The organism is Bradyrhizobium sp. IC4060 (assembly GCF_020193715.1).
Taxonomy (GTDB): domain Bacteria; phylum Pseudomonadota; class Alphaproteobacteria; order Rhizobiales; family Xanthobacteraceae; genus Bradyrhizobium; species Bradyrhizobium yuanmingense.
This window is the reverse complement of record NZ_JADYVJ010000057.1, coordinates 1-1,153: the sequence shown is the minus strand read 5'-3', so window position 1 is coordinate 1,153 and position 1,153 is coordinate 1. Positions and strand designations below refer to the sequence as shown.

The following is a 1,153-nucleotide window of genomic DNA, read 5'->3' as shown; positions in this document are numbered from 1 at the left end:
CACGCCGTTGGCGATGCCGTCGAGCAGGTTGTTGATGTCGCTGGCGCGGTTGTCGAGCGACTGGGCCGTGAAGAAGTTGGTGGGATTGTCCAGGGCCGAGTTGACGCTCTTGCCGGTCGACAGACGGCTCTGGGTGGTGGCGAGAAGATCGGCGGTGGACTGGAGGGAGAGCAGGTTCTGACGAACCGATGCGGAGAGAACGATACCGGACATTGAGTGTTACCCTTCTGGTACGCAACGCAACAAAACTTCGATTAGGATTAATCGATGTCCGGGACGGTGAACGTTGTGGGCTAACAAAGCATGAAGCGAGTCGCGCCAGGCCCTCCACCGATTCACCATGTGCGCATCCGGAGCCTCAGCGTTCTCACCCATATCGTCATGATAGGACGGCGCTTTTCCGTGCACCGATGAGGCATTTGCGACTTGTCAACCATAACTGAGAGTGAGCAATTGGCTGCATCGAATGCACCGCTGCGACCTTGCCGGGCAGCACTCGCACGCCGACCCAAAAAGAAAGCGGCGGGGCCGAAGCCCCGCCGCCATGATCGTCTTTGCGACGTCGTCCGCGCCTTAGCGGAGCAGCTGGAGCACGCTCTGCTGCGACTGGTTGGCCAGCGACAGCGCGGAGACCGCGATCGACTGGCGGGTCGACAGCGCCTGGCTGTTGGCCGCCTCGACGTTGGTGTCGGCCAGCGTCAGGTTGGACGAGCCGGTCTGCAGCACGTTGATCAGGCTCTTGTTGAAGTCCTGACGGACCTGCACCACCGAGAGGTTCGAGCCGAGGCTCGAGGCCTGCGAGCGCAGCGTGCTCGAGGCGGCGTTGAGGTTGGTCAGCACCTTGTTGGTGGCAGCGTTATCGATGAAGTCGACACCGCTGGTCAGCGAGGCGAGGCCCAGACCCTTGGAGTTGTAGGTCACGCCGGTGATGCTGAGGTTCGACTTGCCGGTCTCGTCGAACACCAGCTTGAGCTGGTCGCCGTTCAAGAGGTTGACGCCGTTGAACGAGGAGTCCTGCGCGGTCGTGTCGATCTGGTTCAGGATGTTGTTGAACTGAGACACCAGGTTCGCACGCGAGGTCTGCGCGACGACGTCCTGGACGGGGCTGGAAGCCGTCGAGAACGTCAGCGACGAGGTCAGCGTGCCGCCGATC

The 1,153-nt window shown here is 61.8% G+C and carries 1 protein-coding gene and 1 pseudogene; both read right to left on the bottom strand.

Annotated features, from left to right (window positions below; translation table 11 throughout):
• Window positions 1-213, bottom strand: a pseudogene (locus I6F16_RS37445) (flagellar protein); the annotation flags it as partial.
• A 360-nt stretch (window positions 214-573) separates the two neighbouring features.
• A partial coding sequence (locus tag I6F16_RS37440) for a flagellin (RefSeq protein WP_275970758.1) occupies window positions 574-1,153 on the bottom strand: 580 nt, incomplete at its 5' end.